This is a genomic window from Rhodobium orientis (genome assembly GCF_003258835.1).
Taxonomy (GTDB): domain Bacteria; phylum Pseudomonadota; class Alphaproteobacteria; order Rhizobiales; family Rhodobiaceae; genus Rhodobium; species Rhodobium orientis.
In genome coordinates this window covers 40,357-53,607 of record NZ_NPEV01000014.1, presented here as the reverse complement: position 1 = coordinate 53,607, position 13,251 = coordinate 40,357, and the positions used below count along the sequence as shown (strand labels likewise).

The following is a 13,251-nucleotide window of genomic DNA, read 5'->3' as shown; positions in this document are numbered from 1 at the left end:
AAATAATGTAAAGTCAGATTGACACTATAGGCCGTAATGATATGTTGACGGCCGTGGGAGTGAAGCCAATGCGAATTGTTCTTGTCCACCCGAACTATCAGTCCGGCGGCGCGGAAATCGCGGGCAGATGGCCCCCGGCCTGGGCGGCGTATCTTGCCGGATCGCTGAAGAAAGCGGGTTACACCGATCTGCACTTCATCGACGCCATGACCGACGATATCGGCGAGGAAGAGCTCGGCCGCATGCTGGAAGAGCTGCAGCCGGACTTCGTCGGCGTGACGTCGATCACCCCGTCGATCTATGCGGCCGAGGGCGTCATGGAAGTGGCGCTTCGAAAATGCCCGAACGCGGTTCGGTGCATCGGCGGCGTGCATGCCACCTTCATGTACAAGCAGGTGCTCTCCGAGGCGCCGTGGATCGACGTGGTCGTGCGCGGCGAAGGCGAGGAGATCATCGTCGAGCTTGCCGACGCCATCAGGGACGGCCGCTGGCCGGCCGAGCGGGACAAGATCCTCGGCATTGCCTATCGCGACGGCGAGACGATCACCGCGACAGCCGCCGCGCCGACGATCAAGGACCTCGATTCCATCGAGCCGGACTGGTCGATCCTGGAGTGGGAAAAATACATCTACGAGCCGCTGAACACCCGCGTCGCGATCCCCAACATGGCGCGCGGCTGCCCGTTCACCTGCTCGTTCTGCTCGCAGTGGAAGTTCTGGCGCGACTATCGCATCCGCGACCCCAAGAAGGTGGTCGACGAGATCGAGAACCTCGTCAACAACCACAAGGTCGGCTTCTTCATCCTGGCCGACGAGGAACCGACCATCAACCGCAAGAAGTTCATCGCGTTCTGCGAGGAACTGATCGCGCGCGACCTGCCGAAGCGGATCCAGTGGGGCATCAACACCCGCGTCACCGACATCCTGCGCGACGAGGAATACCTGGACTTCTACCGCAAGGCCGGCCTCGTCCATGTCAGCCTCGGCACGGAGGCCGCCGCCCAGCTCAAGCTCGACCTGTTCAACAAGGAGACCAAGGTCGAGGACAACAAGCGGGCGATCGAGCTGCTGCGCAAGGCCGACATCTTCACCGAAGCCCAGTTCATCGTCGGCCTGGAAAACGAGACCGCCGAGACCCTGGAAGAAACCTACCAGATGGCCAGGGACTGGGATCCGGACCTTGCCAACTGGTCGATGTACACGCCGTGGCCGTTCTCGTCGCTGTTCCATGAACTCGGCGACAAGGTCGAGGTGTTCGACTTCTCCAAGTACAACTTCGTCACGCCGATCATGAAGCCGGCTGCCATGGACCGGGCCGAACTGCTCGACCGGGTCATGAGCAACTACCGCCGCTTCTACATCCGCAAGGCGTTGTTCCACTATCCCTGGCGCGGCATCGGCTACCGGCGCCGGTATCTGCTCGGCTGCCTGAAGGCCTTCCTGAAGGCCGGCTTCCAGCGCAAGTTCTACGACCTCGGCCGGGTCAACTATTGGGGCCCGCAGTCGAAGAAGGGCGTCGACTTCCAGTTCGACCAGACGCGGGGCATCGCCCAGGCGCAAGAGGAGGACTGGGAAGCCGCGGCCGATCGCGCCGCCAGGGCCCGTGCCAAGCGCATGGACGCCATGGCGTGTGGCGGCGGCGACGAGCAGCTATCGGAAGAAGAGCTGTACACGGCGGAGGAACTTGCAGCCCGGCGGGCGGCAAAGGCCAAAGACGCCGCCGACCAGGGGTCCGTTGCCGCCGAGTAGAGCGCGGCCATGTCGTACACTCGCGTCCAGGAACACCAGGACGGGCTGGCGCCGGCGGAAATGTCCGCCACGCCGGCCCGCGTCGGTCCCAACGCCGTCATCCAGCTTGCCATCGTGCTGCAGCTTCGCCTCGGCGAGGTGCGGGCGCGTGCCGTTTTCGCGCGCGCCGGCTTTGCGCCGATGCTGGACGACCTGCCCGACGAGATGGTCGACGAGCGCATTCCGGCCGCGCTGTTTTCCGCACTCTTTGCCGAGCTTGACGCGGAGACCGCGGCCTCAATCGCCGAGGAAGCGGGATTTGCGACCGCCGACTACATCATGGCCAACCGCATTCCCGGCTTCGCCCGCACTCTCCTCAAGATTCTCCCGGGTCCGCTCGCGGCGCCACTGCTGACCAAGGCGATCGCGCAGCATTCCTGGACCTTTGCCGGCTCCGGCGCCTTCAGCGCTGCGCCCGGCTCTCCCATCGTGGTGGAGATCGCCGACAATCCGCTCGCCATGCCCGGCTGTGCCTGGCACCGGGCGGTCTTCGAACGGCTCTACCGCAGCCTCGTTTCTCCGCGCACCACCGTCACGCACGCCTCCTGCTGCCATGACGGAGCGCCGGCCTGCCGTTTCACCATCGACATATCCGGCGGGGGCCCTTCCCGGGCGTCCGCCTCCTGATCCGCCAATCCCTCGAGAGGATGGATTGATGCTTGAAATAGAAAAATACCATCCGAAGAGCCGCCTCGGCCGCTGGGTCCAGTCACGCCTGCCCGTGATCAGCCTGGTGAAAGAGCAGTTCATCGATTTTCCGACGCCGAAGAACCTGAACTACTGGTGGACCTTCGGCATGATCCTGACGGTGATGCTGGTGATCCAGCTCCTCACCGGCATCGTGCTGGCCATGCACTACACGCCGCATGAGAAGATGGCTTTCGATTCCATCGAGCACATCATGCGCGACGTGAATTTCGGCTGGCTGATCCGCTACATGCACGCCAACGGCGCGTCGTTCTTCTTCCTCGCCGTCTATGTACACATCTTCCGCGGCCTCTATTACGGCTCCTACCGGGCGCCGCGCGAGGTGCTTTGGATCCTCGGCGTGCTGATCTACCTCGTGATGATGACGACGGGCTTCACCGGCTACGTGCTGCCCTGGGGCCAGATGAGCTTCTGGGCCGCCACCGTCATCACCAGCATGTTCTCGGCCGTGCCGGAATTCGGCGAGCCGATCGTGCAGTGGCTGTGGGGCGGCTTCTCGGTCGGCAACCCGACCCTGCAGCGGTTCTATTCGCTGCACTATCTGCTGCCGTTCATCATCGCCGCGATCGTGCTGCTGCACGTCTGGGCGCTGCACTATGTCGGCTCCAACAACCCGGCCGGCGTCGAGCCGAAGACCAAGCAGGACACGGTGCCCTTCACGCCCCATGTGACGATGAAGGACCTTTATGCCGCGGTCGTGTTCCTGGTGCTGTTCTCCTGGTTCCTGTTCTTCCAGCCGAACTATCTCGGCCACCCGGACAACTACATCCCGGCCGATCCGCTGGTCACCCCGCAGCACATCGTGCCGGAATGGTACTACCTGCCGTTCTACGCCATGCTTCGGGCCGTCCCGGACAAGCTCGGCGGCGTCCTCGTCATGTTCGCCTCGATCATCGTGCTGTTCTTCGTGCCCTGGCTCGACCCGTGCAAGGCGAAGTCGACGCGCTACCGGCCGATCTACCGGTTGTTCTTCTGGGTGCTGGTCGCCGACTGCGTCTTCCTCGGCTGGCTCGGCTCCAAGCCGGCCGAAGGCGTCTATGTCGCTCTGGCCCAGTACGGTACCGGCTACTACTTCGTCCACTTCATCATCCTGTTGCCGATCCTCGGCCTGATCGAGCGGCCGAAGAACCTGCCGCCGACGATCTCGGCCGCCGTGCTTGAGGACATCGCCGAGCACGAGAAGAAGGACGAAGCGCGCAGGAAGAAGAAGGAGGCCCAGGCCGCCCAGAAGAAGGCCGAAGCGGCCAAGAAGAAGGCCGCCGAGGAGGAAGCCGCCAGGAAGAAAGCGGCGGATGAGGCCGCCAAGAAAGACGCCGCCGCCAAACCCGCCGACGCTACAAAGCCTGCCGATCCGGCAAAGCCGGTCGCTGGCGCCAAGCCCACGGAAGCCGCAAAGCCGGCGGACGAGGCGACACCCGGCGATGCAAAACCGGTCGACACTTCGACCCCCACGCCGAAGAAGGAGGGCTGAACGATGTCACAGACCATCACCACGGCATCCGTGCCCCGTCGCCTGCTGGGTTTTTCCGCCACCATGCTGGCCGCCGCCATCCTCGCTGCGAGCGTCGCCGGCTCGTCTCCGGCCAGGGCCTCGGAGGTCGCCTCGCCGTCAGACAACTGGTGGACCTTCAAGGCCCCCTGGGGCTACTACGACGACGCCCAGCTCAAGCGCGGCTTCAAGGTGTTCCGGGAGGTCTGCTCGGCCTGCCACAGCATGAAGTACATCGCCTTCCGCAACCTCGCCGATCCCGGCGGTCCGGGCTTCACCGAGGAGGAGGCCAAGGCGCTCGCCGAGGAGTACACCGTCAAGGACGGCCCCAACGAAGAGGGCGAGATGTTCGAGCGGCCCGGCAAGCCGTCCGACCGCTGGCCGTCGCCATTCGCCAACGACGAAGCGGCGAAATACGCCAATAACGGCGCCCTGCCGCCGGACTTCTCGCTGCTGGCCAAGGCGCGGGGCCATGAGCGCGGCTTCCCGTGGTTCATCATCGACATGGTCACCACGCACCAGGAATCCGGCCCGGACTACATCTACGCCCTGATGACGGGCTATGAGGATGCGCCGGAATGCGGTGCCGACTTCGAGGGCTACTACAACACCGCCTTTGCGGTCGGCGGCGTGCCGGAAGGCTGCAAGGAGGACGGCGTCTCGACGATCCACGGCACCTACCTCGCCATGGCGCCGCCGCTGTTCGACGACCTCGTCGAATATGACGACGGCACCCCGCAGACGATCGACCAGTACGCCCGCGACGTTGCCGCCTTCATGATGTGGGCCGCAGAGCCGAAGCTGGAGGAGCGCAAGCGCATCGGCATCGCCGTCGTGCTCTACCTGATCTTGCTCTCCGGCCTGCTCTTCCTGGTCAAGAAGCACATCTGGCGCAACGTCGAGCACTGACCGGCGCCGGCCCACTCGACAATGGAAAAGCCCGCCCTCGCCGGCGGGCTTTTTCTTTGCAGGGCCCCTCCCTCCCCTCCCTATCCGACCGATCCCGGTTCGGGCCGTCACGACGGCGCCAGGCCGCCCCTGAGAGGTCAATCGCTGTCTGGCCGACCCTTTCCGCCCCTTTCCCCAAGCGACGCCTGCACGGGCCTTTGTGACGGCTCATCTGCCAGACAAGGAACGATGGACACGCGAGAGGATGCGGAAGGGCCAAGGCTTGCGCCGTCGGGTCTCTGGACGACTGCGTCCCGCCGCCTGATGCGGGCGCGGATCTGCTCGCCGTGTCGCCCCCTCTCCTGCAACATTGCCGGGCGTCATCCGGCGGGCCACCGGGCCCAGACCTACGGCCCGGGGTTGCGTTCGGGGAGATGGCCGACAGTTTTGGGCATGGACAAGAGGCGACGGACACCGGCCATACGCCAGGCAGCCGAAAACGCTGCGCGGGCGCCTCTCGGGCGCCCGGCGAAACGTTCTTATCGATTGGCGGGAGACATTAGTTCGGGAAGCCGACGGCGACCGCAATCGAGACCGCGAGCAGGAGCTGGAAGCTGCCCGTGCGGCCGAGATAGGCGTTGAGCCTGGGGCTGACCGGCTCCTTGCGGAAGCCGAGGGTGAACCAGACGGCGACGACCATCGGCACGGCCATCGCCAGCCAGCCGACCCAGCCATGGGGCTGCAGGAACAGCGCGGCACCGACAACCGACAGCACCATCATCGCACCGTAGAGCAGATGGGTGCCCTTCCTGCCGACGACGATGGCGAGGGTCCGGCGACCGGCCTTTTCGTCGGAGATGCGGTCGCGGTGGTTGTTGACCAGGAGCACGGCGGCGGCCGGCAGGCCGACGATGGCGCCAAGGCCGATCGAGGACGCCGAAACCAGGCCGGTGTGCAGGTAATAGGTGCCGGCAACGGCGACGATGCCGAAGAACACCAGCACGAACAACTCGCCGTGCGGGGAAAAGGAGATCGGCCGCGGCCCGGCCGAATAGGCGAGCCCGCAGGCGATCGAGACGACGCCGATGACGACGATCGGCCAGCCGCCGATGGCGACCAGAACGAGACCGCAGGCGATCGCCGTGCCGAAGGCCGCATAGGCCCAGAGCCTGAGGGTCTTGGGCGAGGCAAGGCCGAGGGCGGTCATGCGGGGCGGGCCGAGGCGGCCGGTGCCGTCCTGGCCGCGCATGCCGTCCTTGACGTCGTTCCACAGATTGGTGCCGATCTGGATCGCGGCGGAGGCGACGATGGCGCAGATGACAACGGCGGAGCTGACCGTGGCGTGTGTGGCCCAGGCCCAGTAGCTGCCGGCCATCACCGGGACGACGGACAGCACCAGCGTCTGCGGCCGGATCGCCATCAGAAGAATGTTGAGAAGCGAACTGCCGAAACTGCGCGCCCGGGCGGCATCGTAAGGATCGGTGAAGCCGTGCTCGTTGATTGTCATCGGCTGTTCCATTTCGGCCCCTTCATCCCAGTGTCATCGCCGCGCGGCATGCGGCCGGTCGGGCCCAGCCGGAGGCCGGTCCATGACGCAAGAATGGAGCGCCTTGGGACCCTCGTGAACGTTTTGCGCCGAAAGCGCAACCGTCGCTACGGTCATGGTTGGAGGTCCGCACCGCGCTTGTCAAGTTTACTTGACACTTATAGCCAAACCACCTTGCACAATGTCCAGTTATTTTGACGCAGCGACAGGTCGTCGGGAGGAAATGACCGGTCGCCGTGTCGTTCCGCCGCGCCCTTCCTACGCATCGTCCGCCGTGCCGGATCATCTCGCGCGGCAAGGCGCCCGGCCGCGCGCTTGCAAGCCTCGCCCGCGATGGGTTGCCAAACCGTAGCCGTCGCAGGATTTCCTGCCTTTGCATGCCGTTCCTCCGGCCGAAGGGTCCGGGTAGCAAAAGCGGTAAGGAGGATGCAATTGCCGGATCGCCGCAGCACCGTGCCCCGCATATATGGTCTTTCGATCGGGATTGCATGGACGAGGGAGAGACGGACGTCACCCGGCGAGGCAGGCCTCGGCCCGCTCGACCGCATCGATGCCTTCGCATGCGGTGAAGTCGGCGCCGATCTCGCGGGCGAGTTCCGGGTCGATGCAGAAGGCGGCGCCGCCGACCAGGACCTTGAGGCCGGGATTGCGGGAATTCTTGCGCAGCGCCTTGATGTCGTCGGCAAGCTCCACCGCCTTGCAGCGCGAGCCGGCGGTAAGCCCCACCACCGAATAGGCGCGCTCGCCGACGGCCCGGTTGAGCTCGTGCCCGGACTCCAGATCGGTGCCGCCATAGACCTGCCAGCCGCCGAGGCGGAAGAATTCGGCGACCATCATCAGGCCGAAGGCGTGCTGTTCGCCGCGGGCGCGGGCGAGCAGGATGCGCCGGTCCGGGTCCGGCAGCGCCGGATTGATGGCCTCGCAGCGGGCGACCTTGAGGATCAGCGTCTGCAGCTTTGCAAGCGCCATGGAGACGTCGACGAAATCGATGTCGTCGTCGAGCCACAGGGGGCCAAGGCGCTGGGCCGCGGGCGCAAGCAGGTCGAGATAGATGGATTGCAGGCTGACGCCCGTGTGAAAGACGTGGTGGACGAAATCGCAGCAGGCGTCCGCCCTGCCGTCCATCAGAAGACGGATCAGCACGTCGATGTCATCCTCGCCGATGACCATCTCGGCATCGCCCGCGTCGCTGCGGCCGGCCGCCTTGCCGGCCGTGATCAGCCGGGGCAGGATCTGGCGCTCGACGATCTCTTCCAGGACGTCGGTCATTCCGTCTCCGGCGCGGGCGCAGTCCATCGCGTTGCGCCACACTGCCCTCTGGACCGCATCGCGGGTCATGTCGGTGTCAGCAAATTCCCCTGCAGACATATGCGCCTCCCAAACGCGCAGTTTTGTCGGGCGGGAACACGCAGTTTTTTATATTATTGTGTCTATATCTAAAGGCGGACGGACCCTGAGTGTCAATATTTGTAGACATACCGTCCGGCTTTTTTGCCCCGCACTGTCCATCACCGTATACAGCGACTGGTACAGAGTCGATATCCGCAAGTCTGTCATATTAGCGCAGGGAGAAATACGGACCCTCGCGCCTGTCGAAACGACAGGCGCCCGTCCTTGCGACGTGTTTTCGGCCCCGAAAACGGGGCGCCCGGCGACCGGGCGCTCAGGCGAGCGAGACGACCTTGCGCCCCTCCTCCTCGGTGCCTTCGCCGAGGCCCAGGGCCGCGACGGCCTTGTCCACGATATGCCGGGCGCTGAGGCCGGCCGCGTCGTACATTGCCGACACCGTATCGTGCGCAACGAACGCGTCGGGCAGGGTCATGGTGCGGATCTTCAGGCCGTGGTCCAGGAGCCCCTCGCCGGCGAGGTGGTGTAGGACCAGCGCGCCGAAGCCGCCGGTGGCGCCCTCCTCGATGGTGATCAGGACCTCGTGCTCGCGCACCAGGTCCGCGATCAGGTCGGTGTCGAGGGGCTTGGCGAAGCGGGCGTCGGCGACGGTGGTGGAGAGGCCAAGGGCATCCAGTTCGCCGGCGGCCTTCAGGCATTCGCCGAGGCGCGCGCCGAGCGACAGGATCGCCACCTGGCGGCCGCGCTTGACGATGCGGCCCTTGCCGATCTCCAAGGGCTGGCCGCGCGCGGGAAGTTCGACACCGAGCCCCTCGCCGCGCGGATAGCGGAAGGCGATCGGGCCGGCGTCGTATTTGGCGGCGGTCGCCACCATGTGCATCAGCTCCGCCTCGTCGGCGGCGGCCATGACGACGAAGCCTGGCAGGTTGGCGAGATAGCCGATGTCGAAGGCGCCGGCATGGGTCGGCCCGTCGGCGCCGACGAGGCCGGCGCGGTCGAGCGCGAAGCGCACCGGCAGGCCCTGGATGGCGACGTCGTGGACGACCTGGTCGTAGCCGCGCTGCAGGAAGGTGGAATAGATGGTGCAGAAGGGCCTCATCCCGCCGGCGGCAAGGCCGGCCGAGAAGGTGACCGCGTGCTGCTCGGCGATGCCGACGTCGAAGCAGCGCTCGGGAAAGCGCTCCATCATCCTGTCGAGGCCGGTGCCGGCCGGCATGGCGGCGGTGACGGCGACGACGCGCGGGTCGTCCTCGGCCTCCTGCACGATCGAATTGGCGAACACCTTGGTGTAGCTGATCTTCGCCGTCTTCGGCTTGGCCTGTTCGCCGGTGACGATGTCGAAGCGGGAGACGCCGTGGCACTTGTCGTGGGCGATCTCGGCCGGCTTGTAGCCCTTGCCCTTGACGGTCTGGACGTGGATCAGAACCGGGCCGGTCTCGCTGGCGCGGACGTTCCTCAGCACCTTCATCAAGAGCGGCACATCGTGGCCGTCGACCGGGCCGACGTAGGAAAAGCCGAGTTGCTCGAAGAGCGTGCCGCCGATGACCATGCCCTTCAGGAGGTCCTTGGCGCGATCCGCCCCCTCGCGGAACGGCGTCGGGAACAGCGACGCGATTTCCTTGGCGCGGGCCTTGGCGTCCTGCAGCGGGCGCTGGGCGCAGATGCGTGTCAGATGGTTCGACAGCGCACCGACCGGCGGCGAGATCGACATGTCGTTGTCGTTGAGGATGACGATCAGCCGCTTGCCGGAATCGCCGCAATTGTTCATCGCCTCATAGGCCATGCCGCCGGACATGGCGCCGTCGCCGATGACGCAGACGATATCGCCCGGATCGCCGCCGAGGTCGCGGGCATAGGCAAAGCCGAGGCCGGCGGAAATGGCGGTCGTGGAATGGCCGGCACCGAACGGATCGTAGGGGCTCTCGGAACGCTTGGTGAAGCCGGACAGCCCGCCGCCCTGGCGCAGGGTGTGCATGCGGTCGCGGCGGCCGGTCAGGATCTTGTGCGGATAGCACTGGTGGCCGACGTCGAAGATCAGCTTGTCGCGCGGGGTGTCGAAGGTGGCGTGGATCGCCACCGTCAGTTCCACGACGCCGAGGCTCGATCCCAGATGCCCGCCGGTCTTGGAGACCGTGCGCACCATGTCGTAGCGCACTTCCTTGGCGAGCTGGGTCAGGTCGTCCACACTCATGCGGCGGAGATCGGCGGGCGATGACACGGTGTCGAGGAGGGGGGTGGCGAGATGTTCCGGCGACTGGGTGTTCATGTAGGTGTCGGGCCTCCGGGTTCTTCGTCCGGCTTGCCGGGGATGCGTCCCCCGCCCCGTCGGGCGAACCTTAGAATGGCAATCGGCGCTGCCACGGCCGCGGGCGTCTGCGGCCTGGCGGCGCCGCCTCGCGGAGCATATTTGTCCTTTGAACCCGCTTTGTAAATAGAAATTGACATACGAGTGTCAATTTTTATTTACATATCGTCGCACCGGGTTATTCTATGGGCCGCCATGGACCCGATGTGTCGGCAGGCGCCAATCCTCCCGACGCTGCGGCTTTCGGCCAACCGTTGGAGAAAAATGCCAGCCACGGGACGGATCGTCCGGCCACACGCCTACGCCGTTTTACGGCTTGCATTTCCTGCCATGTCGACGTCAGGTGCCCCCCGAACCTGAGCGAATAACAAAGTTGTAGGAACATGACGCGTCCATTTCCCTTTGCCGCCATCGTCGGTCAGGAAGAGATGAAGAATGCGCTGCTGATGGCCGCCGTGGAACCGGCGCTGGGCGGCGTTCTGGTGCTCGGCGACAGGGGCACGGCGAAATCCACCGCCGTGCGCGCTTTGGCCGCCCTGTTGCCGTCGATCGAGACCCGCGGCGAGTGCCCCTACAACTGCCCGCCGGACAATCCGGTCGATATCTGCCCCGTCTGTTCGAGCCCGAAGCCGCCCAAGAAGGTGAAGAAGCCGACGCCGGTGATCGACCTGCCGCTGGGCGCCACCGACGACCGGGTGGTCGGCGCGCTGGACCTCGAAAAAGCGCTGATCAACGGCGAAAAGGCGTTCGAGCCGGGGCTTCTCGCCAAGGCCCATCGCGGCTTTCTCTATATCGACGAGGTCAACCTGCTTGAGGACTATCTCGTCGACCTCCTCCTCGACGTCGCCGCCTCCGGGCTCAACATCGTCGAACGCGAGGGCCTCAGCGTGCGCCATCCGGCGCGCTTCATCCTGATCGGCAGCGGCAACCCGGAAGAGGGCGAGCTGCGCCCGCAGCTCCTCGACCGGTTCGGCCTGTCCGTCGAAGTGACCTCGCCGAAGGACATCAAGGAACGGATCGAAGTGATCCGCCGGCGCGATGCCTATGACCACGACCCGGATGCCTTCATGGAGAAATGGAAGGCGAAGGACGCGCGCATCCGCTCCAAGATCAGCAAGGCCAAGAAGGTGCTGCCCGAGGTCGAGACCCCGGACGAGGTGCTGGAAATCGCGGCGACGCTCTGCCTCGGCCTTGGCGTCGATGGCCTTCGCGGCGAACTCACGCTGATCCGCGCCGGGCGCGCCCGCGCCGCGCTCGCCGGCCGCAGGAAGACCACGCCCGAAGACATCCGCGCCATCGCCACCACCGCGCTGCGCCATCGGCTCCGGCGCGACCCGCTCGACGAGGCGGGATCGACGGTGCGCGTGGAGCGCATCGTCCGGGAGGTGTTCGACGGAGAGGCCGCCAATGCCTGAGCCGTCCGGCGAGGTGCCCGGCATCTGGGAGGATGCGCTGCTTGCAGCACGGGTGCTGGCCGTTGCCGGCCCCGCGCTCGGCGGCATCCACCTGCGCGCCCGCGCTGGCCCCGTCCGCGACGCCTGGCTTTCCTACTACCGCAGCCTGTTGCCCGACGAGACCCCATGGAAGCGGGTGACCCCCTCCCTGCCGGAAGGCGCGCTGATCGGCGGGCTCGATGTCGCCGCCACCCTTGAGCACGGCAAGCCCATCGTGGAGCGCGGCCTCTTTGCCCGCGCCGACGGCGGCGCCGTTGTCATCGCCATGGCCGAGCGGGCCGGGCCGTCGGTCGTCGCCATTGCCGGCGGCGTGCTCGATTCCGGCGTGATCCGTATCGAGCGCAACGGCATCTCCGCCGTCCAGCCGGCCTCGGTCACACTGGTCGCCCTCGACGAGGGCATCGACACCGAGGAAGGGGTCGCCCCCGCCCTCACCGACCGCATGGCCCTTGCCATCGACCTCACGCCTGTGAGCTGGCGCGAGGCGGACCAAACCGAGGCGCCGAAGGGCCCGCTGCCGAGTGCCGAGGCGATCGCCGCGATCACCGTTTCCGACGACATTCTGGGTGCGCTCTGCGCCGTCGCCCTGCAATCCGGCCGCTTCTCCATGCGCCCGGCCATCTTCCTGGAACGCGTCGCGCGGATCATTGCCGCGCTCGACGGCGCCAGTGAAGTCGCAACCAGCCATGCCGGCGCCGCCGTGCGCCTCGTGCTGCCGACCGTGATGGCCGCCGCCGAGCCGGAAGAGCAGGAAGAGGCGCCGCCCGATCCGCCTCAGGAAGAACAGGAAGAAGAGCAGCAGGAGCCGGAGGAAGGCGTCCTCAACATGGAGGCGCTTCAGGATCTGCTGGTCGCGGTCGAAAAGGCCTACCTTCCCGCCTCCCTCGACATCAACCGCCAGGTTCCAAAGGCGATGGCGGCGCGCAACTCCGATGCCGGCAAGGCCGGTGCCGTCCTGAAGAACGCCAAGCGCGGCCGGCCGATCGGCGTCAGCGCCAAGCCGCCCTTCCCCGGCGCCCGGGTCAACGTGCTGGCGACCCTCAGAAGCGCCGCGCTGTGGCAGGAGATCCGCCGGCGCGAGCGGGCCAAGGCCGGCCGCGAAAAGCCCGGCCGGTTCGACATCCACAAATCCGACTTCCGCTTCACGCGCTTCAAGCACGAGACGGAATCGACCGCGATCCTTGCCGTCGATGCGTCCGGCTCCACGGCCATCGACCGGCTCGGCGAGGCCAAGGGCGCGGCCGAACTGCTGCTGGCCGAATGCTATGTGCGCCGGGACAATGTGGCGCTGATCGCCTTTCGCGGCCGCCAGGCGGAGCTTCTGCTGCCGCCGACCCGCTCGCTGGTGCGGGCCAAGCGCTCCCTTGCCGCCGTTCCGGGCGGTGGCGGCACGCCGCTGGCCTCGGGCATGATGAATGCGCTGGAACTGGCGCTTTCGGTGCGCCGACGCGGCCAGAGCCCGCTCATCGTCATCCTCACCGACGGCAGCGCCAATATCGCGCTCGACGGCCATGCCGGACGGGCGGATGCGGAACAGGACGCCAGGATGGTCGCCGCCCACTATGCGGCGCTGAACGTTCCGACCGTCGTCATCGACATCGCCCGCCGGCCGCGCGACAAGACCTCGGCGCTGGCGCGGGCCATGACCGCCGACTACCACGCCCTGCCGCATGCCAATGCCCATGCGGTGTCCTCGGTCGTATCCGGCTATATGCAGCGGGGATAGG

8 protein-coding genes and 1 pseudogene are annotated in these 13,251 nt (G+C 66.4%); 6 read left to right on the top strand and 3 right to left on the bottom strand.

Annotated elements, in window-relative coordinates; translation table 11 throughout:
• Window positions 1-68: 68 nt before the first annotated feature.
• The 4 genes and pseudogenes from bchE to CH339_RS08865 all read left to right on the top strand — a co-directional run bounded on the left by bchE (window position 69) and on the right by CH339_RS08865 (window position 4,893).
• Window positions 69-1,748 carry a magnesium-protoporphyrin IX monomethyl ester anaerobic oxidative cyclase gene (bchE, locus tag CH339_RS08880; RefSeq protein WP_111433990.1) on the top strand — a complete coding sequence of 560 codons (1,680 nt, stop codon included), beginning with the start codon at window positions 69-71 and terminating at the stop codon, window positions 1,746-1,748.
• A 9-nt stretch (window positions 1,749-1,757) separates the two neighbouring features.
• Window positions 1,758-2,414, top strand: coding sequence for a bacteriochlorophyll 4-vinyl reductase (gene bchJ, locus CH339_RS08875; protein ID WP_201241050.1), 657 nt, complete (start codon window positions 1,758-1,760; stop codon window positions 2,412-2,414).
• A gap of 25 nt (window positions 2,415-2,439) precedes the next feature.
• A pseudogene (locus CH339_RS08870) lies at window positions 2,440-3,717 on the top strand (cytochrome b); the annotation flags it as partial.
• A 252-nt stretch (window positions 3,718-3,969) separates the two neighbouring features.
• On the top strand, window positions 3,970-4,893 hold the full coding sequence (locus tag CH339_RS08865; RefSeq protein WP_111433989.1) for a cytochrome c1: 924 nt from the start codon (window positions 3,970-3,972) through the stop codon (window positions 4,891-4,893).
• A gap of 538 nt (window positions 4,894-5,431) precedes the next feature.
• On the opposite strand, the gene menA is transcribed toward CH339_RS08865, so the two are convergent.
• The 3 genes from menA to dxs form a co-directional block, all read right to left on the bottom strand.
• Entirely contained in the window at window positions 5,432-6,379 is a 948-nt protein-coding gene (gene menA, locus CH339_RS08860; RefSeq protein WP_170138453.1) for a 1,4-dihydroxy-2-naphthoate octaprenyltransferase, read from the bottom strand.
• 549 nt (window positions 6,380-6,928) lie between these two features.
• Window positions 6,929-7,786 carry a cobalamin B12-binding domain-containing protein gene (locus CH339_RS08855; protein WP_111433987.1) on the bottom strand — a complete coding sequence of 286 codons (858 nt, stop codon included), beginning with the start codon at window positions 7,784-7,786 and terminating at the stop codon, window positions 6,929-6,931.
• 295 nt (window positions 7,787-8,081) lie between these two features.
• Window positions 8,082-10,031 carry a 1-deoxy-D-xylulose-5-phosphate synthase gene (dxs, locus tag CH339_RS08850; RefSeq protein WP_111433986.1) on the bottom strand — a complete coding sequence of 650 codons (1,950 nt, stop codon included), beginning with the start codon at window positions 10,029-10,031 and terminating at the stop codon, window positions 8,082-8,084.
• A 422-nt stretch (window positions 10,032-10,453) separates the two neighbouring features.
• Between dxs and bchI the strand changes: the two genes are divergently transcribed.
• Entirely contained in the window at window positions 10,454-11,485 is a 1,032-nt protein-coding gene (bchI, locus tag CH339_RS08845) for a magnesium chelatase ATPase subunit I (protein ID WP_111433985.1), read from the top strand.
• Window positions 11,478-13,250, top strand: a complete 1,773-nt coding sequence (locus tag CH339_RS08840) for a magnesium chelatase subunit D (protein WP_111433984.1) — start codon at window positions 11,478-11,480, stop codon at window positions 13,248-13,250. Before bchI ends, CH339_RS08840 begins: the two co-directional genes overlap by 8 nt.
• The last annotated feature ends 1 nt before the right edge of the window (window position 13,251 follow it).

What these genes read in the sequence shown, in the direction of transcription:
- bchE (WP_111433990.1), top strand. Translation starts at nt 69, where the DNA reads ATGCGAATTGTTCTTGTCCACCCGAACTATCAGTCCGGCGGCGCGGAA.
- bchJ (WP_201241050.1), top strand. Translation starts at nt 1,758, where the DNA reads ATGTCGTACACTCGCGTCCAGGAACACCAGGACGGGCTGGCGCCGGCG.
- CH339_RS08865 (WP_111433989.1), top strand. Translation starts at nt 3,970, where the DNA reads ATGTCACAGACCATCACCACGGCATCCGTGCCCCGTCGCCTGCTGGGT.
- menA (WP_170138453.1), bottom strand. Translation starts at nt 6,379, where the DNA reads ATGACAATCAACGAGCACGGCTTCACCGATCCTTACGATGCCGCCCGG.
- CH339_RS08855 (WP_111433987.1), bottom strand. Translation starts at nt 7,786, where the DNA reads ATGTCTGCAGGGGAATTTGCTGACACCGACATGACCCGCGATGCGGTC.
- dxs (WP_111433986.1), bottom strand. Translation starts at nt 10,031, where the DNA reads ATGAACACCCAGTCGCCGGAACATCTCGCCACCCCCCTCCTCGACACC.
- bchI (WP_111433985.1), top strand. Translation starts at nt 10,454, where the DNA reads ATGACGCGTCCATTTCCCTTTGCCGCCATCGTCGGTCAGGAAGAGATG.
- CH339_RS08840 (WP_111433984.1), top strand. Translation starts at nt 11,478, where the DNA reads ATGCCTGAGCCGTCCGGCGAGGTGCCCGGCATCTGGGAGGATGCGCTG.